Source organism: Variovorax ginsengisoli (assembly GCF_030486595.1).
Lineage (GTDB): Bacteria > Pseudomonadota > Gammaproteobacteria > Burkholderiales > Burkholderiaceae_C > Variovorax > Variovorax ginsengisoli_B.
In genome coordinates, this window is sequence record NZ_JAUJZH010000021.1 from 75864 (window position 1) to 96098 (window position 20235).

Consider the following 20235-nt stretch of genomic DNA (forward strand, 5'->3'; position numbering starts at 1 on the left):
TCTCATGCTCATCAACGCAATCGAGTCTTTCATCTACTGGGCGGGCTCCCAGCTCTCCCTCGGCGATACCGATCTGGCCTGCGACTGGCGCGCGCCGATCCAGACGGAGGCTGATGCCCCGGCCGAGATCATGGCGCTCAAGAGTGGCAGCGTGGTGTCCTTCATCGAGATCAAGGGCATCCGGCGCTACGTCGGCGACAAGGAGTTCGAACACCTGGCCCAGAACCTGGCCACGATCCTTTCGAACCGGATGAAGGCGGGCAACGGGCGCAACCACAGCATGTCGTTCTGCTTTCGTAGCGACCCCGCAGGTTCCGTCCGCCTGGCGCGCGAACTCATGGCGCCCATGTCGACGACTGCGAAGCGCCTCGGCATGACGGAAACGGCCTTCTTCGACGCTCGCGTCGAGGAGCTGGCGCGGGCCTGTACCGACGAGGCTGTATACCTGGCCGTTTTCACCCACCGCGCCGGCATGAACTCCAACGAGCAGGCCAACCTGGTGGAACGCCAGAAAAAGGCGGCCGCCGAACTGAGCAAGCGCAAGGTGAGCGTCGCCTACAACGACACCTTCTCTCAGTCGATGGCGCAGCCCTCCAACCTGCTCGTGACCCGTCACAAGTCGATGGTCGAGAACCTAGTGAAGGACCTGTCCGTCGAAATCAACAGCGGCGGAACGTATCTGCTCGCGAACACGATGACCGTGCGCGAGGCTGCGAACATGGTGCGCCGGGTGTTCGACCACACGGATTTTCTATCCACCTGGTCGCCGCGGTTCCTCGGAGACAAGGGCGCGATGGGGGCGAGCCCCGTGCGCCGCGCCGACGAAGCGGCGGTGATGCCCGTGGCGCTCTCGCGCCAGATGATCCCTGCCAGCTTCAAGGAGGAATTCAAGTCCTTCGAGTTCGCCCGCCAGGGCTCCAACCTCTCGGCAAGCGTGGTCGTCGAGGTGCTGCCGGAGGAGGGCTCCAAGCCCTTCAACAAGCTGATGGAGAAGCTGGGCCGCACGATCCCACTGGCCTATTCGCAGGATGTGATCCCCTCGGGCCTCGAGTTCCGCAAGTCGGACCAGTTCTTCGGTAGCTTCATGGCCGCCATGGGCGACTTCAACAAGGGCATCAAGCGTGGCTGGGACGAGCTCAAGCACATCGAAAAGGAGGGCGGCTACATCGCAGCGACGCGCATGACACTCACCACCTGGGCCAAGACCGAAGAGCAGTTGCAGTTCCAGGTGGAATACCTGCGCAGCTCCATCGAAGCGTGGGGCTCGACCGTCTGCTCCAACGAAACAGGCGAGCCGGCCCTCGCGGCCATCTCGACCGCGGCCGGCTTCTCGCGCGCCAGCTCGGCACCCTACCTGCCGGCGCCCATCGGCGAGATCACCCGCATGTCGCCGGTCGTTCGAGCGGCGTCGATCTGGAAGACGGGGCAGCTGATCGCATCGACCCTCGAAGGCCGGCCGTATCCGATCGCACTGGGCTCGTCCTTGCAGGTCTCCTGGGCGACGGTGGGCTTCGCGCCGACGGGCTCGGGCAAGTCGTTCTTCATGAACCTGCTCAATTCGGGGCTGCTCATGGCGCCAGGCGCGCAGGACGTGCCGTACGTGACGGTGGCCGACGTGGGCCCGAGCTCGAAGCTCATCATGGATCTCTACCGGGCAATGCTGCCGGCGAGCAAGCGCGACCAGGTCGTCTCCATCCGGATCAAGAACTCCCCCGAATACACGGTCAACCCGTTCGACACCTTCCTGGGCCTGGACCAGTGCACCGAGCAGGACCGGGACTTCATCGTCGCGGTGCTGGGCACCATCTCGCCGGGCCTTGGCCCTGAGGCCGACAAGTTCTTCCAGAAGCTGATCGCCGCGGCTTATGAGCGCTTCTCGCGCGCGTCCTCGGACGCGAAGCCCTGGCAGAACGCCATGGATCCCGAGGTCGGCGCGCTGTACCAGCAGCTGGGCCACGAGATCGTCGACGGCCGCACCCGGGTGTGGGACGTCGTGGATGCGCTGTTCAAGGCCGGCAATATCGTCATGGCCGAGCGCGCGCAGCGCTTTGCGATGCCGATCCTGAAGGATCTGTCGAAGGTCGTCTCCCAGGCGGACATCATGCTGATGTACGGCGAGGCGTTGGCTGCCAATGGCGTCGAGACGATGATCAAGGTGTTCCAGCGGAACCTCAGCGCAGCCTCGACGGGCACCTACACGCTGCTGAGCAGCTACACCCAGGCGAATCTCGGCTCGGCGCGCGCCATCTCGATCGACCTCGAGGAGGTGGTGGGCTCGACGACCTCGGAGGAGGGCCGCCGGCGCTCCGCCCTGATGTTCCTGTTCGCGAGACGCCTGGGCGCCAAGAACTTCTTCGCGCGCTGGGAGGAGATCGCACCGCTCGTGCCCGACCTGTTCCGCCGCTACCAGAAGGACCGCGTCGAGAAGATGTGGGAGCAGATGAAGTTCCTCGAGTACGACGAGGTCCACTACGCTTCGGGCGCTGAATCGTTCCAGATGCTGCTGCAGCAGGACTTGCGGGTGGGCCGCAAGTTCAACCTCGTCACGATGATGATGAGTCAACTACCCTCCGACTTCCCGGAGGCGGTCATGGCCAACTCGACCAACTTCTACATTTTCGGCCTCGGCGATGGCAGCATGGCCGACCAGGTGAAGGCGGCGTTCAAGCTGAGCGATGCCGAGATGCAGGCGATCAGCACGCACTGCCGCCGGCCCGGCACGCTGTTCGCGCGCTTCGCGACCACCGAGGGCGTTCTGGCCCAGATCCTGAAGACCACTGCCAGCCCGCTCGACAAGTGGGCCTTCACGACGAATGCCGCCGACGCGCCGGTGCGCGCCGCACTCGCACTCAAGCTGGGCGGTACCGACGACAGCTACTGGCAGGCGCTGCGGCTGCTGGCCAAGATGCTTCCCGCCGGCACTGCCAAGCCGATGATCGCGGCGCTCATGGCCGAGAAGGGCGAGTTCGACGTGAGCGAGGAGTCTGTCTCGATGGACGTAGCGGGGCGGTTGATCGTGCGCGCCCAGAACGAGGGGCTGCTGTCAAGCGAGGGTTCAGAGACGTCTGACAAAGATGAGAAAGCCTTTGCCTAGGGTCAAGACGTGCCTTCCTTGCGCACCAATGCGCCGGGCATCGACCGGCCCCATGCGGGCCATCATCGCCTCATCTTGGCGATGCAGTCGGAGTCGCGAGTGTTTCGCTTGCAAAAGTCAACGATGGCGCTTTCGACCTGAGCCTCTGCCAGTAGGCGCCCCGATGCGTCGCTCAAGCGGACTTTTTGGCCAGTCATCGAAAAGGCGAAGCGCATTGTGAGAAGCCCTTCGCTTAGCCTCGCATTCCCCTGCTTTTCAACGACGATCGCTAAGGGGTCGGGGACCGCCTGGGAGTCCAACGTTCGACCGTCGGCGTCAACGAGCTCCAGAACGTAATCCCGGCGTGCGTTCGGCAACCTCGATGCGGTGCCATAGGAGACGGCCACGTCTCCTGCCGAAACGCCGGCTGGGCCAAATCGAAAGGTCACGATGAACACTTTCGATAGGTCGGCAGCGTCGCCCTTGGCTCCGAGAAAGACATTGCCGAACCAGCCACTTGGAGGGGGCGTATCTGCAGCTGTTGAACATCCCCCAGCGCTGAGTAGCAGGGCACCGAGCAGCCCTAGAGTCGTGAAGGTGAATCTTGGAGACATGTCTACCCCTTGCCTCAGAGCGTGTTGTAGTACCACTGTATGCGTTCGCTATCGAGGATGCCCCCTGCCGCACCGTTGTTGCCACCGCACCCCATCAAATCTGATGCAGTGTCTTGGCGCCATTTGAGATCGGTAGACCCAAGGATGGGTGTTCCGCTCGCGTCGGCTCCGCCGCAAAAACCGTTGGTCGTGGTCAGCTGCGTGCAAGAAGCGGTGGGCAAACCGTGTGCTGTTGCGCTAGCTTGGCACGCCGCTAAAGAAGTGAACATGTTTTCGTGAGGCCAACTCGTGGAGATGATCCCGCCGTCGCAGCAGTACTCGTCGGACAGACCGAATACGGCATGTCCGGTCTCGTGCACGATTGTTCCTGGAGTGCCCGCTTGAATCGTGAGCTGCCCCACGCCATTAGCACCCCCAAAGTTGCCGAAGTCGCGCCATGTGGCGTCATGGTGCACGTACGCAGCTGCGTTGGCCGTGGCGGCAATTCTTGTCCAGTTGGCCGGCTGCGTAATGCTACGCTGTTCGGTTCCGCTAATGTTCGACCTGACTAGCCCTCCGGTTGCCGGGTTCAGATAGAAGTTCCATTTGCTTCGGTTGCCTGTGATCTGTGCGTGAGCCAGGTAGCCATCAACGATGAGTCGACGAGCGTCACTCGCGAAGTCAGCTGGGCCTCTTCCGGGCGTTCCGTTGTAGTCAACTGGCACCATGACAACGTCGACAGCCTTCGCCGCGTCTGAGCGCACATACACCGCAATTGGCTCGGACGGATCTGCCTGAGCACCCACGCCGAACCCGATCCATTGATCCCCTGCGACCATTCCGGTTGCGTCCTTGGCCCGTGCGCCGTAGGTCACAAAGCTCCCGTCCTGAAATGGGCCAACTAACGCCCTGCAACTCGCAGGTGAGCTGGGCGGTTCGATCTGACAGGTTTGTACCGTTGTCTCTTTGATGGTTGGCAAAGGTAGGCACTCGCCTGCGACGTAGGGAGCGCAATAGCGATCACGCGTAAGGGTCCGCTGGACGATTGAGATCTCCGCGATACCGCGTGTTGACTCAGCCTCCGCGCTTAATGTGATTTGCTGCGTACTGGATGGATGGAAGGGCTCGTGTATGGCCCGCACGGCGAGCGGCGTGCAACCAAACATCGTCCCCATCGAAAGCGTGAACGCCATGAGCGCAAAGGCGTAGCAAGTTCGCTTCATGCCCTTCTCCTTTTCGATGAGCTGCGAGCAAGCCCAAGGGGTCGCTGTGTGCTCGAGGCAGGCCACGAGTGTTATCGGCGAGGAGCCTGGGATGCATCCTCAATCCTAAGGATGGGAGCCCCCTGACGGGAAATGAAGCTGGGCCTTCCGGCTAGAGCCGAATTGTGGACACGTCTCAGGTCAACGTGGCGGCGCAGGCTACGTTTTCTTGCGCACGCTAGGCACTGCGAAACCGTGCGAGGCTGGGAGGCTGGTGACGTAGCATTTCGCTCAACCCGAACGTGTAGCGATCCAGGACGCCGGCGCGCAGCATCGTGAATCCCCAGTCGAACGACTGCTTCACGGCGTGCGCCGCGTCGATCGTCCCGTCGAGGTGCATGATGGCCAGCGCGCGCACCAGCACCGTAGGCGTCAGCTCTTCCTGGCTGGCGATTCGCAATAGTGCCTGGAGCTCAGGCCCGATGCTCGTGTGGTACTCCTCGCTGAGGTAGTCCTCCACCGTACCGAGATCGCGATGCCCTTCCATCGAGTGCACCGGCACCAGGATCGGGTCGTCCTGGTCGATGCCGTCGATCCAGCCCAGATCCACGCCGTCGATGTTCATGACCGAGAAGATGCAGTCCACCTGCAGAAGCTGCCGCTCGATCGGGAGGGTGAAGTCGCTCGCGTAGGGCGAGTAGAGCGCCGATGCGATTCGGATGGGTGAGCGTTGGGTTCCCATGATCTCGTTCTCCTTCTCAGCGAGGGGTGCCGGGCGCTTTGTCCCGGAGCATCTTGTTCAAGCCGATCCGCAGGCCCTGTGCGGCGCCGGCCAGCTGCACTGCCCGGGCGTTGGAGGCGGCGAACCGCTGGCGTGCGACGGCCTCGAACTGCTCTGCGCTGTCCGCGCGCAGCTCGTCTGCACTGTCCTTCTGGGGCGAATCGTCGTCGCGGTGTTGCGCCTGGCGCCCGCGCAGTTCGTCGGTGCGACCTTCGGCCTGGTTGAGCTCGGCCAGGTCGGAGAGCGCCAGGGCATGGGCGTCGGCGCACCGGTCAAGCAGCACCTCGCACTGGAATGCCGCGTGCTCTCGGGCCACGCTGGTCATCGGTCGATCCGGGTCTGAATCCAGCGGAGGGGCTTCCTCGTCGGGCAAGGGAGCGTCCTCGTGCCGGAGCTCGAGCCGAGGCTCGTCCCTCCGGGGCGTGATGCTCTCTGCGTTCGTGGTGAAACGTTGCTCGGCGACGTCTTTCGGCCTTCCCCGCGTCGAGGTGGCGGCCTGGCTGAAGTGGGCGCGCTCGACCTCGCGCTGGATCTCCTGGAGCAGCTCGAGCCCGACCGCGTCCAGCTGAACGCTTCGCCGGTCGCCTGATCGCTGTGCCGACTTCTGGGCGAGGACGTGATTGCGCTCCCGCAACTGGTACATCTCGACCATATTGAGGGCGTTGCCCGGCAGGTGCTTCAAGTCCGTGTGTCTGCTGCCATCGCGGCCGGCGCCTGCGCCAGCTTCCGTGCCGGCCATGGGATCGACGAACTCGTCGACGCCGAGCCCCGCGGCCGCATCCTGGCCAGCGCCCGTGGCGCCGCCGCCGGTCCCCGAACCAGAGGCCGAGCCGGCCCCACTTCCGGCAGCCGCCGCACCGGAGGCATTTGCGCGGGCGAGGCCGAGCGCCTCCATGAGGGAAGGGCGGCGGGGAGGCGGGGTGTGGGCGTCCATCTGTTCAGTGCTCGTGTGGGGAAGGGTGGGGCTAGTAGGCGTAGCGCTTCGAGCTGTGGCTCAGCGTGTAGGCCAGCTCTTCGGTGCGGTCGCCGACCTCTTCGCCGGCCTCGTTCAATTCGATCAATCTGCAGCCCTCGACCACCTCTTCGCCGCCGAGGTCCCGGAGGAGTTCGACGGCTGCGGCGACCGGGTCATCCCCGGCAAGGGGATGCAGGTCGGTTCCGATCAGGAGGGCGCGGCTCGCAATGGACATCTTTTTAGCTACTCAGCTGAGGCGTCGTGTCGATTGCGCCGCATTCGCGTTGCGATCGTCGTCGCTGTCATTGACCGTTAGAAATTCGTGCCGATATCATAGTACGGGTTAAATAAGTTCAACGAGGGTTTGAGTATGAACAGCATCAGCAACGTTTCCAGCGCCGCGAGCGAACGGGCAGAGATCCCCGCATTTCTTGCGAAGAACGGGTCCGCCCCGACCGTGATCGGGACCGAATCGAACTTCATCGGGGACCTGAGCATCAGCGAAGGCCAGGACCTGCACATCGAAGGCTGCGTGGTGGGCAATGTCTTCCACGGCGGCAAGGTCGTGGTTGCCGAATCGGGCATCGTGCTCGGCTCCATCTTTGCTTCGCACCTCGAAGTCCACGGTGTGGTCGATGCGCCCGACGGCGAGATCCTGGCTGCAAATCTGGTGGTGCACGGCACCTCGCGCATCACCGCCAGCGAAGTGACCGTGGCCGCTGGCTGCATGAACTACGAGCGCGGCGGTTTCATGAGCGCCCAGATGGGCATGCTTGCGACTGGCGAGGTCACCGAGCGCATCGAGGCGCTGCTGGGCAAGGAACTCGATCGCGCAAAGGAACGCCGCGCCGCCATCGAGCATGCTCGCAGCGCCGCACGCTCCTTCAATGCCCCAGTCCGCGCCATTGCGCCCCATGCCGGCTACGCGGCCGCTGCAGCGCTCGTCCCGGCGATCAATGACGAATCGGCTCCCGCAGCCGCGCAGCCCGAAGTCGCCTTCGCTGTTGCGCCTGCTGCCGAAGCTCCCGCCAGCGCTCCGGTGGCCCCGGCCGCCGCCCCTCGCGTTCCCTTCGCTCTCGTTCCCCCCGTCGCCGATTCCGCCAGCGATGAAGCTGACGACTCGCATGGTTCGGGAGATTCGATCCGAGCCTACGCAGGCTGATGCCGCGCATGGCTGGACCCTTGCCGCAGTCGTTGCGTGAGGGTTCAGCCGTCCCCTTGGCGGCCGAGCTGCTATCAGGCGGCTGAGCGGCCTCGCAGCACGGCAATCCCAACGAACTGAGACCTCCCGAGATTCGACGTCCCGCCGATGACCTCCTCCCTCTCAAGCATGCCCAAGGGCACTTTCGACAGCAAGTTGGCGAAGGTCGTCTTTGGCGACGACGTCACCCGCCAGCGCGGGCCGCTTTCCTCCGAGCAGCAGAAAGAATGCGCTGAGAAGCTCCTGCGATGGCTTGAGTCGACACCTTCGATCGTGATCGCGCGCCACGCGTGCGAGGTGGATCGGCAGCTCGTTTCAAAGCTTCACGGCGAGCACCTTCGGGTGGTCGTGAAGTGGTTCGCCGAGAACGCCGCAAGCGTTGGCGGCCTCATGCCCAAGGTGACGCGATACGCCACCGCGATGACGCGCGCCGTGGGCTACAACTCTCTGTACCAGCCAGGCCCCCTTGAACGGTTCCGTCTCGCACTCGAGATGGACAACCAGAGCGGCTCGACGACGTCGAGCGGAAGCTGAGCATGACTGACCACGAAAGCGGGCAATCCCCCACCAAGTTGCGCCGCGCCGCCAAGGTTGCGAACAGCGCGCTGGTCCCCAAGGGCGTAGGCCTGGCGGTCGGCCAGTTCGGCAGGTCGAAGGCTAACCTGAGCGAGGCGTGGCAAGCGGCGCGCGAGACGCGCCAGCGCTTGCTCAACGAGTCCAAGCTTCCGATCAAGACCGTGATCTTGAAGGATGGCACCGAGCACGACCTTCCCACGGACCCGGCTGAGCGGTTCGAATTCCTGTATCGCGTGATGGATTGGAGCCCCGCACACCACGCCAGCCAGATCAGCGCCGCGCGCCGGGCCAAGTACGGCTCGATCGTGATGACGATCCTCTCCTTCGCGCTGGTCTGCTTCATGATCTTCAACGTGCCGATGTGGATCGCCTTCCTGCTGATCCCAACGAGCCTGACGATTCTGGCAGTCGGCGCCGCGACCACATTCCGCTGGGCGCTGGTCGAGTACCAGTACACGCGGCGCTCCCTCATCAACTTCAAGACGTTCATCGTCCAGCCGAAATTCTTCCGATGGATTTTCTGCTGATCACAGTGCTGGCCGGGTCGCTCGGCATGGGTCAGCCCGCCCAGACCAATCAAGTCAAGGTGGCACTTCCGGAGCAACTGCCTGCGAACTGCGTGCAGGCGGCTGCCAATCGGTACGACGTGCCCGCAATGCTGCTGCTCGCCATCGTGAAATGGGAGTCGCGCGGCAAGCAGGCCGTGAACTGCAACAACGCCGGCGGCGGATGCGATCTGGGCATCGCGCAGATCAACACCAAGTGGTGGGCGCCGCATCTGATGAAGAACTATGGCATCGCGCCCGAGCGCCTGCTCAATGACAACTGCCAGGCTTTGATGGCGCAGTCGTACATCCTGCGCAAGGAATCGCTGGCCGAGCAGTGCAAGGGGGACCTGTGGTGCGGCGCCGCGCGCTATCACTCGCCCAACTCGACCGAGCTGCAGCAGAAGTACATCGCCCGGGTGTGGGACGCGCACCTTGGAATCTTGCAGCGAGGAGCTTTCTGATGGCTAAGGGAAACAGTGCAACGTCGAACGCGGCCAGCGCGGAGAGCCAAGCCATCCAGATGGTGCTGGGCATGGGGCTGGTCGTCCTGATCCTGGGCGCAGCGCTCTGGTTCACCGGCTCCAATCGCATCGTCTACTACTTCACCCCGTTCTTCAAGGCGATCGCGTGGCTGTACAACCTGGTGCCCGGCGGTGGCGTGACGTGGGGAAGGCTCAGCTACCTGCATGACGCCTTTCGGGCACGGCCGAAGGACGTGTCGATCTTCGACTTCCTGCGCTTCGTGGACATGGCGCTTCTGCCGCTGGTCGTCCTGACGGCGGTCGCCATGGTCGGCCTGGTCGCGTGGACCTTCACGCGTAAGGGGAACAAGCTGGCCCGCAAGCCGACACCCGAGTCGCTCACGCAGATCCTGTCGCGGCGCTTCTCTGGCGTCGTGCCCGTCATGCACCTGGGCTCGCAGTTGATCCTCGACCAACTGCCGAAGTGGCGCCGCCAGGTCTGGCCGGAGGAGGTGCTCATGAAGCACAAGATCAACGGCAAGCCCATGCTGACGGACAACAAGGTCAACCTCGACCAGATCCGGCTGTACTTCCAGGGCGAGCCGAAGGTCATCAAGGGCACGAACCGCCTGAAGAGCCATATGCTGGGCATCCAGCTGGTCTCCGTCCTGCACGACCGTGGCAAGAAGGTGATCTATCCCGATCGCATGAGCCCGACGTGCAAGGTCATGTACGCGCTGCTGGTCGCGCACGCATTTGGCGGCAAGGATGGCAAGAAGGACTACGAACGCGCGATGAACGAGCTCAACTACTCGTGCACGGCTCACCCGGATGGCCTGCCCAATCTGACCGTGGCGCAGTGGATCTTCGACAAGTACCGCACCCACGAGAAGGCGGCGAATCTCTTCGCCGTGCACCACTGGGAGTACACCTACCTCTACGCGCTGTTCTTCATGGCCAAGCGCCAGGGCAAGGTCACGCACCGCCAGTGGATCTGGCTCAAGCCGCAGGACCGCATCCTGTTCTACGTGCTGAACACGGTGCTTCGCAAGGTGCCTCACACGGAATCGGCTGCCGTCTGGTGCCAGTTCGACTTCGAGCGCAAGGCGGCCAAGGCCGGGCTCGTGCCGGTCAGTCCCCAGGGGCATCCGCAGATCGTCGTGCAACCGGCGGAGGAGGCGATGGTCGAGGCGTGGAACCACCACGTCAACGGCACCGACGACGACGAGGACAAGTGGTGGGCCGAGGGCCAGGTGTGGCGCCGGGCGAACAACGTGAAGTTGCAAGCGCCCCCGCTGCCGCCGGCCGAGGCCCTGGAGGTCGCGAACGCGGATACCCGGTTCGACGACGAGGCGCGTGGCGAACGCGAAGAGTCCGCCCGACGCTTCAATGCCAAGTCGCGCGACGGCGCCGAATCCCTGATGGGCACCGGCGAGTCGATGGCGGACTTCGCGGCGCTGGCCGCGGCTGCCGGCCGCGCAGGAGCGGCTGGCCGTGCCGGCGCGGCTTCTGGCGGCCTTGATTTCTGATTTCAACCTGAGCGACACATGAACGAACACAACACCCAGCCGAGCGCGGCGAACCCAGTCCCGACGCTTTCGCTGGCCGGCTCGTCCTTCAACTTCATCGAAACCGGCGGGCGCGACGTGGAGAGCGCCGATTTCGTGCCTCTTTGGACCGCGGTGCGCCCTGGTGAGGTGTGGAAGATCTGGTGGAACGGCCACAAGTCCGAGCTCGAGCTGCGCTTCAACGAAACGACCCTCTGGGCTTCGCAGGTCTATCCGCTGCCCGGACGCCTGCGTGATCTGCCGGCGTACCGGCAGATCGTCGACCAGTTCACGGGTTCGACGCAGGCCGGCACGGCGGGGTCGAGCTTCCTCAGCCGAGCACGCAAGGGGCTGATCGAGCGCGTCAACACGCCGCGCGCTCTCGGGCGGACGGCGCTGGCACTGGTGCGGTGGTTCCTGATGCTCATGGGCCTCGTGCTGCTGGTGACGATGTGCTCGCAGTTGCGCGCGCGCAGCTCCGGCAATCTGCCTCCCGGGTCGCACTACGGGGTGACAGCACCGTCCCGCGAACCTGTCGCGGCGAAGAGTGAAGTCCCTCCGGAAATGCGCGATCGCACGCTCGGTGACGCCCTTTCGGCGACGGAGATGCAGGTCGTGGCGAATGCGGCGCGCGAGATGGGCATCCAGATGCGCCCGTCCGGCCAGCCCTTCGTGATCTTCAGCGACCCGAACTGCCCCTCGTGCAAGGACCTGGAGCCGAAGCTGTCCCAGATTGACCCGCGCTTCGTGCCCGTCATCGTTCCGGTTTCCTTCAAGGTCGGTTCGGAGGAGCTGGTCAAGAGCGTGCTGTGCGCGAAGGACACGGTTTCGGCCTGGTCAGCGGCGATCGGCGGCTATGGGCCCACCGGCGACGCTGTGAGCGACGGCAAATGTGCTGGCGCCGAGGACAAGGCGATGAAGGCAAACGGCGCCTTCGTCGCGCTGAACTTCACCGGCACCCCGACCCTGGTGTCGGCGACTGGCAAGGTGATCGCCGGCTCGGGGTCGCTCGACGATATCAACAAGTGGCTCGCCGAGAACGGTGGCCTGAAGGATGGCGCCGCGCGCTGAACCGCGTGCGCCCGTTCCCCGCTCCTGGCCACTGAACCGCCGTATGACTGTCTCCTACCTCAATGGCCTGCTCGCTCGCGTGCGTGGCCTGGTGAACCGCCAGCCTCCTGAACCGGGGCCCGCCCCCCAGGAGGTGCTTCCTGCCCTGTCTCCAGAGGTCGCCGATTGCGTCACGGCATTCGATGACGGCTTGCGCGCGGCGGCCAGGGCCTGGTCGAGCGGTGCGCTGCTGCCCAAGGTGAATCCCCGGCGCGTGGAACGTGTGCTCGAGGCGCTGGCATCGCGCGAGACGCTGACGATCTCGGCGCTTGTCGTGGAGATCGCCGCGCCTGATAACGCTGTGTCCCCAGTCTCGGCCGTGACGGCGACCAACAACGTGATGCGCGAACAGTTCGTACGCGGGGTGATGGGCGCTGTGATGGCCGCCATCGTCGACGTCGAGAAGGCTCACCGTCCCGGCATCCTCCAGGCCAGCGCGCTCCTGGATCGCACGCGCAACTGGATCGCCCGGCCGCTGTACCGGCAGTGCTCGGCGCCAGGTTCGGACCCGAAGGAGTTGGAGGCGGCGAACGACGTCCTTTGCAAGATCGCCTCCGACATCCTCGAGGGCAGCGACGAGCAGGCGGCCGCGATGGTGCGCGTTGGCATGGTCGGGCCGCTCGGCGTCGCGCTGCAGATCACCAAGATGCTGCAGGAGACGCCTCGCTCCGTGCTCGGCCTTCAGGTGGCCGGGTTCGAGTTCGCGGCACGCGAGGCGGCCGAAGCAGCCGCGGATGCAGTCGGAGAGGCAGATCCTGCCGGTGCCGGCTCTGGCGCCAAGTCCTGATCGCCCACTCCTGAACCCGGCCCCTTTCCATTCAAACGTCCAGCGCCAGCGCTGAACCGGACCCCTCATGGCTCTCATCGAACAGCACCAGGAAGTAAAGCTCTCACGCAACATCGCCGATACGCGCGGCTGGGGCGACAAGTACGCCGAGAAGCTCTCGAAGCCCGAGTTCCTGGCCGTCAATGTCCTGGCGGTCGTGCTGGCGATGGTCGCGATCAAGCCGCTCTTTCCCGTGTGGATAGTGGCCTTCCTCTTCCTGTTCTTCACGCACTTGAGCTACCGCGTGATCCTGCCGCTTCGCTACCCGCCGGACGGTGTGGACGAGAAGGGCAAGGATGGCGACGGCATCATGTACGTGGGCCACATGCGCTCGACTAATCCGTATGAGAATTTCCGTGAAGTGTGGATGGCCGACTCGGACCTGCGTACCCACTTCTTGATCCTGGGGTCCACCGGCTCCGGCAAGTCCGAAACCCTCAAGGGCATGTTCTACAACGCGCTGTGCTGGGGCTCGGGCTTCTTCCTGGCCGACGGCAAGGCGGACAACAAGATGCCGCTGGACCTGATGGCCATGTGCCGGATGCTGGGTGCGGACGATGACTTCCTGGCGCTCAACTTCCTGATCGGCGGCAGTTCGCCCGAGAAGATCCGCGCGTCGCGCCGCCGGCGCACGAACATGATCAACACGTTCTCCGATTCGGACGCCGACACGCAGATCCAGATGGGTGCCAACCTGCTGCCGAAGGCGGAAGGTGATGGCAAGAGCTGGCAGGAGAAGGCTCTGAACTTCTGGCGCTCGCTGGTGGCCGCGCTTTGCTACAAGCGCGACACGCAAGGCTTCGAGATCTCGGTGGGGGCCTACATCGACTACATGGGCCTGCCGAAGGTCGAGGAGCTCTACGCAGAGGGCTATCGCGAGTACATCGAGAAGGGTGAGTGGTCCTACGGCTTCGTGGGCATCAAGAGCTACTGCGAGTCGGGCGGCTGCCCGGGCTTCATGGTCGATCGCGTGATTGCCAAGTACAACCTTCCGCCCGACCCGAACTCGGCGAGCCGCACGGGCCTGCCAACAGATCGGGGCTTGGGTGGCCGCGGCGCGCCGGCGTCAGCCGCGGGCAAGCCAGCACAGAAGACCGAGCAGGATCAGGCGACCTACGACCAGCACGGCTATCGCATCGGCCAGCTCATGCCGGCGCTCAACCTGCTGGACAAGACCTACGGGCACATCTTCCGGGCGAAGTACTCCGAGATCGACATGGTCGACGTGGCGCTGAACAACCGCGTGCTGGTCATGATGATCCCGTCGCTCGAAAAGTCGGCGTCGGAAGCCGAGAACTTGGGCAAGCTGGCGATCGCGTGCCTTCGCGTGATGATGGGCCGCAACTTGGGCGCCGACATCGAAGGCGACCGCTCGATGGTGCTGGACTCGAAGGCAACCGAGGCGAACTACCCGTTCCTGGTGGCGCTGGACGAGCTGGGCTACTACTTCTCGGACGGTATTGCCGTGATGTTCGCGCAGGCGCGCAGCCTGGGCATGAGCATGATCGCCGCGGCGCAGGACATCGAGAAGCTCACCGAAGGCAGCCGCGCCTCCGAAGCGGGCGCGATGCTCGCCAACGCCGTGGCCAAGTACTTCATGCGGATCGACGACGCGCAGAAGACGCAGAAGCTGATCTCGGACTACGTGGGCAAGGCCCGCGTCGCGGTCTACAACCAGTACGCGCTCAACGCCGGCGGCTTCCGTCGCGACATGTCGGTGTCGGTGGAGACCGTCGAGCGCGTGACGATCGACGACATGCAGAGCATGAAGACCGGCCAGGGCTTGATCAACACGCGCGGCAAGACCTTCGGCATCGCTGGCTTCTATGTCGGCAACTACCTCGACAAGTACAAGATGAAGACGTTCCGGTTGAACCGGTTCCTTCAAGTGCGGCCTGTCTCAATGGCAGAGGTCGAGGCGAACGCCATCAAAGCGGACGCGCTCGAGGACAAGGTCTCCAAGGGCCTGAAGCTCATCGACATGCTCACCTACAAGACGAGCCCCAACCTGCAGGTCGAAGACGACATGCTGATCGGGCGGGTCTCGATGGTCGCGCAGGGCCTCCCGGCGAGCATCACCGGTGCCGAGCGTGGCGCAGCCCTCTACGTGGCGGCTCGCCGCGCTGCCGAGGATCTGGGACTGATCAAGGGCGCCGCGACCGGTGCCGATGCTGGTTCGCTCAGCGGCGGCGACCGTCCGCTCACGGATGCTGCCGTTGGAAACACGGCCCAGCCTGGCGCTGGGGCCGCGGCGGCGACCGCCGGCGGCGATCCGGAAGAGAGCGTGGGCCTGCCGTCGTCAGGCGAGTTCGCATCGTTCACCAGGCCGGGAGGAGCGCCAGCATCCGCTGATGCAGCCGTGGAAGCGGGTGCGCCGGCGCTCACGCCGGAGGTGAGCGACGACCCGTTTGCCTACCTGGACGATGCAATCTTCGAGCGCATGCCCGTGGAGGCGGTCACCTCGCCCACCCGCCGCGCGCCTCCTGCGTTCCCCGTCTCGCCTGCGAAGGCTGCGGCGCCAGCTCCCGCACCGACCTCGCCGCCGGCAGCTGCACAGCCAGGCGCGATCGACGTGGACGCCTTCATCGACGGGGCGCTGGGCGGTGGCGCTGCCGCTCCGGCCCGGCCCTTGGTCGCCCCGACGACGGCTCCCAGCGACCCAGCGGCCCTGTTTGCCGACCTGGACGGGGAGGGCGGTGTATCGGCGGCGACGGACGCTGCGCAGGCCCCCGCGGGCGAGCCGCTCGTGGCGGCGTCGGACATCTTCGCCCCGGACATCCTGTCGACGGCGGTGAAAGCCACCATCGCCGCGCTACTTTCCACAGGAGAGGTGGTCTACGAACAAAATAGTCGCGGCGCGTCCGGAAAATCCGCAGTTCCCACTGATAATGCAGCGGCGCCGGCAGTAGTACCAAAGGCGACAGCTTCGGCGACGCTCGGACAGAACCCCGGATGGGTGACGAACGCGCTGGCAGGCGCGGAGACGACGCTGAAGAAGGTCGGTCCTGACGCGATCGGCTTCAATGATCGTACCCGCGAGCTGGTGGTTTCGGTCGAGGCGGCTCTGGGCGGGCCTGACCCGGTGGCGGCGGCGCAGATCACTGAGCGGATCGTCGCTGCCCAGGTGACGCCGGTTGAGGACGACGAGGTGCCGGACGGCAAGGAACAGAGCGTGGACGATTTCCTGGCGAGTCTGGGTGGAAGCATGTGAGGCGTGACTTTTTCGCGCTGAGGGTGTCGTTTCCTTGTGAAAAGGGGCGAAGTCCTACTGGTTACAATCTGCTGGCCTTGATATAAATGTTCGTGTAGCAGTTATTCCGTGGAAAATTGAATCGAATGGATCGGATCGACCGATCGATGCTTTTTACCCAGAAACTGCACCACGCCATGTCCATCCTGACCAACGATTCACCTTCCTTTGCAATCACTCCGACCGCTGCCGCGGCCGGCAGTGAAGCGCGCATGGCGGAGGCTGGCTTGGTCCATGGCGCCGCGCCCAAGGAAGATTCACTGAAACTGGAAGACGCCGCGCGCCTCATCCGCGACACGGCCGCGAAGCTCTGGGCGGGATCGAAGGCTGTCGCCTCGGGCCTGTGGCAGATGCTGGTCAATTTCTTCCGCTGGATCACTCGTCCGTTCCGTGCTGGCCAGGCGAATGGAACTGGTGCTCCGGCCGACGGACAGGGCGCTGGCGCGGGTAGTCCGGCCGATGTCAATCGTATGACCGATGGTCCTGAAGGTGACGCCGACAGCAACGCGCCAGGTGAGGCCTTGGGGGCGGACGGCGGCAAGGGCATTCCCGAGGACTATCTTGGCCAGGACCAAGAGTCCGATACTCCGGTGCCTGGCCTGAAGAAGCCAGTGAAGTTCGCGTTCCCCGCGGGATTCGCCGGCAAGAAGCCCGAGGGCGATCTTCCCCTCGGCGCGGACACGATCGTCGGCGCGATGAAGCGTCTGAATGAGAAGGTCCCAGATCTGAGCGCCGTGGACGAGAGCAAGCTGCCCGTCATCGCTGCAATCGGTCTGCTTGAACAATGCGTGTCCGATGCGACCCAGGCCATGGCCCATGCGCGGTCGCTGGACGTGCAGATCAACACCCAGCTGGTGGCGCTGGCCGCCCTGAGCGACACGCCGGCCGACCAGTTGCTGGCCCAGGTGCTGGCGAGCGATGAGCTCGGAGGCTTGCCGGGTGCCGAGATCCGGCGGATGCACGCTGAACGAGTGGCCTGCGAGCAGCGGGCGGCGTCGCTTCAACGGACGATCGAATCGTCCCTGATGAATGTGAAGCAGCAGGGCCTGGACGTCGTGGAAATCGCGACTCTCGCGAAGGTCGACGAGGCTCTGCCGGACTGGAGGGCGAAGATCGCTCTGCCGGGCGACCAGGCGCCCGCCGCCCTGACTCCTGCCGAACGCCGGGAACTGGCGCTCGATGTCGATCCCGAACTGGAGGTCGGCCCCACCGAGCCGAGCCCGCAGCGGGTGGCCAGCCTGAAGGCAGCACTGAATTCAAACGTTTCCAACGACAATGAGCACGAACACGAAAACGATCGCCCCCGCGGCTAAGAAGGCAGGGGCCAAGACGACCCGGGTGAAAAAGCCCGCCGCGTCCGCTCCTGCCAAGAAGCGTGTGAGCAAGCCTCGCGTTCCCTCCCAGAAGCAGCTGCTGGCGCGTCAAGAGCGCCGCGAGCAGCGAGAAGCGGAGCGGGCCGATCGCAGCGCCAAGCGCGTTCTCCAGAAGGAACTGGAGAAGAAGGCGCGCCTGATCGCGCGTGAGGAGCGGAAGAAGCAGCGCGAAGCCGCCAAGCTCGCAGAGCGCCTCGCCCGCAAGGAAGCAAAGGCAGCCCTGAAGCTCGCTCGCAAGGCCGGGCGGCCTGGCGTGCCCACGATCAAGAAGGACATGGAGATCGACCACGCCGAGCTGCTCAAGCCGTGGACGGAGCGCCCCCTTACCGGTCGCGACGTGGATACTCTGTGCAAGCGCTTCGAGCTGAACGCCTCGGAGTTCGCCTCGGCGCTGGGCCTGCAGAATCGCTTCGCGTTCGCCAAGCTGCTGCGATCGAGCAAGGTCATCCCCTTCGACGTTGAAATGCTGTGCCGGCTCTACGACGAGAGCCCCTCGCCTGCGCCTTGGCGCAAGTACGAGGCGGACGAGGTGTTCAAGGCGATGTACGGCTCGTTGATCGACCACGTCTGCAAGCACGGCGTCAACGAGGATCGCGACTACATCGAGATGCAGTACTCGAAGCGCTTCACATCCGCGCTCGATCGCTCCTCATCGACCGCATACCGCTGGATGGAGAAGACCGAAGGCAGCGGTGCCCGACTGGTGATCGATCTGCTTCTGCGCAAGATCATGTCGATGCCCAACCCTCGGGAAGCGCTCGAACGTCTCTCGACCGTCGTGCACCGTGTTCGTGGTGGCGATTTCGAGACCCGCGGGCCCGCTCCCGTGCCAGGTGCCCCGCGCAGCAAGCGCGGCCGCGCATCGGGGCGTAGCGCCGCTCGCCGCGGCTCGGCGATGCCGCTGCCCATCCGCCCACTTACCCTCTGATCGGTGTCGAAATGAAGCAACCTGTTGTTCTTCCGCCGCGAGACGAAAAGCGCATCGGTCGTGCCAATGGCGCGACGTTCTTCCGCTCCTTCCTGCTGGCCGACCGCCGTCCGTCCGTCATCGACTTTCGCGAGACCCTCGTGGGTCTGGAAGGGACAAATCCTCGGGACCTGCCCGAGGATCTCGTCTGGGCTGTCCACGGTACCCGGTCGATCGCTGACGCGAGCATCTATTTCTCGAAGGCCTCAATCGATGAGGGCAAGCTCCTCTACGAGGTCGAGCTCTGGATGGCCTTCGACCACCTCAAGGAGTCGACGACCTCGGTGACCGAACAGTCGGTGCGCAACTCGGGCCTCCTCACCTCGACGCGGCTTCGCGCTGACTACGAGCAGGAACTCAAGGACATCGTGCTCTCGTACGTGGAGGGACGCATCACGAAGAAGGACTTCGCCGTGGTGTCGACGCTCAGCCTGCAGCAGCTGTTGGTGCAGTTCCCTTCGGCTGTCTGGCGGTTCATGCGCGAGCGCCCGTATGTGAAGGCGTTCGTCCACCAGGCGGTGGTGCGAGTTGCCGAGAAGAACGACAAGCGCGAAGCAGTGGGGGCGCGCCTGAATGTCATCACGTTCCGCCCGGATCCGAAGCGGGTCGTCGAGGCGTCCGTGCGACAGGACGCAGGGATCAAGGTAACGCTCTAGAGACGACGATGCTGGATTTCGCAATGATGAGCGCCGAAGAGGCGCTGGAACAGACCCTGGTCCTGGCGGCGAGGGCCAAAGAGGAACGCCGCCTCGGTGCGCCGCCGGTGAAGCATGTTTCGCTCGCGGAAAGCGATCTGGAGCGGCTTCGCGACTGTCTGCTGGCCCATGTCGAGAACCTGGGGCATATCGAGCTGTCGTCGCCGACGATGGTCGACGTCTACCTGAACACGGCGGCGCGTTCGCTCATCGAGGAGGCGCAGGCCGCCGGCGTCTGCACCAAGCCGGGCCTTCACTGGTTCGCGCGCCTGGGCAGCGTTTGCATGGTCCTGTTCGCCGACGAGCAGCGCCTGCGATCCGTCGATTCCGATCATCTGGTGGCGCTCGCCCACGAGAGCGCGATCCGCACCGCGCAAAAGGCCGGCCGACCGTTCAACAGCCAGGCCCTCGCGACCTACGAAGCTCGGGCTGCCGCCGCCAATCACGGCGAGCGCATCGGTTGATCGCAGAGCCGCGCTCGCGGGAGCGAGTCGGGCTCGCCAGTTGCAGCTGCGGCGAAGTTCGCCTGGCTACTTAAAAGCACGCGCCTCGCCAGGTCGCCCGGGCTGGCTCTTGTATTGCGGGACGCTCGCTGGTCAAATGCCTCGATGGCTGAGCAAATTTTCATTGGCGACGCCCCGACGAACGAGGCCGGCAAGGAAATCCGTTTTCCGACGTGCGATGTTTGGGTGGCCTTGCACGAGTGCATCACCTCAGACCTGTACCCCGACCTTCCCTTTTTTCCGACGATCGGCCCGAGGGATGCAAAGATCCTGGCCACCGCCATTCGCGGTGCGCTGGCTGACGGCTCCTGCGAACGACATTTCGGCGATCAGGCGCTTCTGGAAGCAATGGGCACGCCGAAAGAAGAGAAGTTCGCCGCGGACAAGTATCTGGCCTGGATGAAGGGTTTTGCGACCTTCCTTGAAGGCTGCGGCGGCTGCCGGCCGGGGTAAAGGCACGACGCGCTTCGTTGGTCCGCTGGGCACTGGCGGGCGAGCGCCCTGTACCGCCGGTATGGGCTGCGGATTCAACCGGTCGATGCAACACACTGAAGCTGCCGTAGGCAGAAGGAGT

General features: G+C 64.6%; 19 protein-coding genes. 14 read left to right on the plus strand and 5 right to left on the minus strand.

All coding sequences use genetic code 11. The features are described from left to right. The first annotated feature begins 4 nt into the window (after window positions 1-4). Window positions 5-3094 (plus strand): putative type IV secretion/conjugal transfer ATPase, encoded by a 3090-nt coding sequence (locus tag QZH52_RS25520; RefSeq protein WP_301813431.1) that lies wholly within the window; start codon window positions 5-7, stop codon window positions 3092-3094. Window positions 3095-3156: 62 nt separating this feature from the next. Here the strand turns inward: QZH52_RS25520 and QZH52_RS25525 are convergent, their stop codons facing one another. The 5 genes from QZH52_RS25525 to QZH52_RS25545 form a co-directional block, all read right to left on the minus strand. Continuing rightward, window positions 3157-3687 (minus strand): hypothetical protein, encoded by a 531-nt coding sequence (locus tag QZH52_RS25525; RefSeq protein ID WP_301813432.1) that lies wholly within the window; start codon window positions 3685-3687, stop codon window positions 3157-3159. A 14-nt stretch (window positions 3688-3701) separates the two neighbouring features. After that, the gene (locus QZH52_RS25530) at window positions 3702-4889 is read right to left on the minus strand and encodes a hypothetical protein (RefSeq protein WP_301813433.1); all 1188 of its coding nucleotides are present in this window, start codon (window positions 4887-4889) and stop codon (window positions 3702-3704) included. A 217-nt stretch (window positions 4890-5106) separates the two neighbouring features. Continuing rightward, window positions 5107-5610: a hypothetical protein gene (locus QZH52_RS25535; protein WP_301813435.1), complete on the minus strand. Its 504-nt coding sequence runs from the start codon at window positions 5608-5610 to the stop codon at window positions 5107-5109. A 16-nt stretch (window positions 5611-5626) separates the two neighbouring features. Then, window positions 5627-6583 carry a hypothetical protein gene (locus QZH52_RS25540; protein WP_301813437.1) on the minus strand — a complete coding sequence of 319 codons (957 nt, stop codon included), beginning with the start codon at window positions 6581-6583 and terminating at the stop codon, window positions 5627-5629. Between the two features lie 31 nt (window positions 6584-6614). Then, on the minus strand, window positions 6615-6839 hold the full coding sequence (locus tag QZH52_RS25545) for a hypothetical protein (RefSeq protein WP_301813438.1): 225 nt from the start codon (window positions 6837-6839) through the stop codon (window positions 6615-6617). Window positions 6840-6974: 135 nt separating this feature from the next. Between QZH52_RS25545 and QZH52_RS25550 the strand changes: the two genes are divergently transcribed. The 13 genes from QZH52_RS25550 to QZH52_RS25610 all read left to right on the plus strand — a co-directional run bounded on the left by QZH52_RS25550 (window position 6975) and on the right by QZH52_RS25610 (window position 20114). Further along, on the plus strand, window positions 6975-7766 hold the full coding sequence (locus QZH52_RS25550; RefSeq protein ID WP_301813439.1) for a bactofilin family protein: 792 nt from the start codon (window positions 6975-6977) through the stop codon (window positions 7764-7766). Between the two features lie 147 nt (window positions 7767-7913). Continuing rightward, window positions 7914-8339, plus strand: coding sequence for a hypothetical protein (locus QZH52_RS25555; protein ID WP_301813441.1), 426 nt, complete (start codon window positions 7914-7916; stop codon window positions 8337-8339). A gap of 38 nt (window positions 8340-8377) precedes the next feature. Beyond that, window positions 8378-8908 (plus strand): hypothetical protein, encoded by a 531-nt coding sequence (locus QZH52_RS25560; RefSeq protein WP_301813442.1) that lies wholly within the window; start codon window positions 8378-8380, stop codon window positions 8906-8908. Further along, window positions 8893-9390, plus strand: coding sequence for a lytic transglycosylase domain-containing protein (locus QZH52_RS25565; RefSeq protein ID WP_301813443.1), 498 nt, complete (start codon window positions 8893-8895; stop codon window positions 9388-9390). Before QZH52_RS25560 ends, QZH52_RS25565 begins: the two co-directional genes overlap by 16 nt. Next, on the plus strand, window positions 9390-10919 hold the full coding sequence (locus QZH52_RS25570) for a secretion/conjugation apparatus DotM-related subunit (protein ID WP_301813444.1): 1530 nt from the start codon (window positions 9390-9392) through the stop codon (window positions 10917-10919). The genes QZH52_RS25565 and QZH52_RS25570 overlap by 1 nt, the downstream gene beginning before the upstream one ends. 18 nt (window positions 10920-10937) lie before the next feature. Next, a complete protein-coding gene (locus QZH52_RS25575; protein WP_301813445.1) occupies window positions 10938-12008 on the plus strand; it encodes a thioredoxin fold domain-containing protein in 1071 nt (356 codons plus the stop codon). A 43-nt stretch (window positions 12009-12051) separates the two neighbouring features. Then, complete coding sequence (locus QZH52_RS25580; RefSeq protein WP_301813446.1) at window positions 12052-12834, plus strand: hypothetical protein; 783 nt, start codon at window positions 12052-12054, stop codon at window positions 12832-12834. Window positions 12835-13039: 205 nt separating this feature from the next. Then, on the plus strand, window positions 13040-16084 hold the full coding sequence (locus QZH52_RS25585; RefSeq protein WP_301813447.1) for a type IV secretion system DNA-binding domain-containing protein: 3045 nt from the start codon (window positions 13040-13042) through the stop codon (window positions 16082-16084). Between the two features lie 125 nt (window positions 16085-16209). Continuing rightward, window positions 16210-17436, plus strand: a complete 1227-nt coding sequence (locus QZH52_RS25590; protein ID WP_301813448.1) for a hypothetical protein — start codon at window positions 16210-16212, stop codon at window positions 17434-17436. Then, on the plus strand, window positions 17399-18424 hold the full coding sequence (locus QZH52_RS25595; protein WP_301813449.1) for a hypothetical protein: 1026 nt from the start codon (window positions 17399-17401) through the stop codon (window positions 18422-18424). The genes QZH52_RS25590 and QZH52_RS25595 overlap by 38 nt, the downstream gene beginning before the upstream one ends. A gap of 11 nt (window positions 18425-18435) precedes the next feature. Next, entirely contained in the window at window positions 18436-19119 is a 684-nt protein-coding gene (locus QZH52_RS25600; protein ID WP_301813450.1) for a hypothetical protein, read from the plus strand. Between the two features lie 8 nt (window positions 19120-19127). Beyond that, window positions 19128-19622 carry a hypothetical protein gene (locus QZH52_RS25605; RefSeq protein ID WP_301813451.1) on the plus strand — a complete coding sequence of 165 codons (495 nt, stop codon included), beginning with the start codon at window positions 19128-19130 and terminating at the stop codon, window positions 19620-19622. A 144-nt stretch (window positions 19623-19766) separates the two neighbouring features. After that, window positions 19767-20114 carry a hypothetical protein gene (locus tag QZH52_RS25610; protein WP_301813454.1) on the plus strand — a complete coding sequence of 116 codons (348 nt, stop codon included), beginning with the start codon at window positions 19767-19769 and terminating at the stop codon, window positions 20112-20114. Window positions 20115-20235 lie beyond the last annotated feature (121 nt).